Origin of the sequence: Paenibacillus sp. LK1 (assembly GCF_002750415.1) — a bacterium.
Lineage (GTDB): Bacteria > Bacillota > Bacilli > Paenibacillales > Paenibacillaceae > Paenibacillus > Paenibacillus taichungensis.
In genome coordinates this window covers 1-359 of sequence record NZ_PEII01000048.1, presented here as the reverse complement: position 1 = coordinate 359, position 359 = coordinate 1, and the positions used below count along the sequence as shown (strand labels likewise).

Annotated in this window: 1 rRNA gene; it reads left to right on the top strand. The window is 47.6% G+C overall.

The features are described from left to right. Positions 1–136 precede the first annotated feature (136 nt). Positions 137–253: ribosomal RNA gene (gene rrf / locus CS562_RS32495) — 5S ribosomal RNA — on the top strand. Positions 254–359: the final 106 nt, after the last annotated feature.

Sequence of the window (359 nt, the reverse complement as noted above, 5' to 3'; positions counted from 1 at the left end):
GAAGTGCAGCAATGCATGGAGCTGACCAGTACTAATCGGTCGAGGGCTTATCCAAATATGCAAGTTGTAAATCGCACATTTCGTTTCGGATCTAGTTTTCAGAGAATAATCTCTGAGATGTAAGCTAAGCTATGCGTTTGGTGGCGATGGCGGAGGGGTTCCACACGTACCCATCCCGAACACGACCGTTAAGCCCTCTAGCGCCGATGGTACTTGGACCGCAGGGTCCTGGGAGAGTAGGACGCCGCCAAGCGAACTCTTTCATCTTACATAGAAAACAGATTTTGTATGTTGATGTTGTACGATGAATTGCATTTGCACTGCAGATGCTTAGTATTCCCTGATAGCTCAGTTGGTAG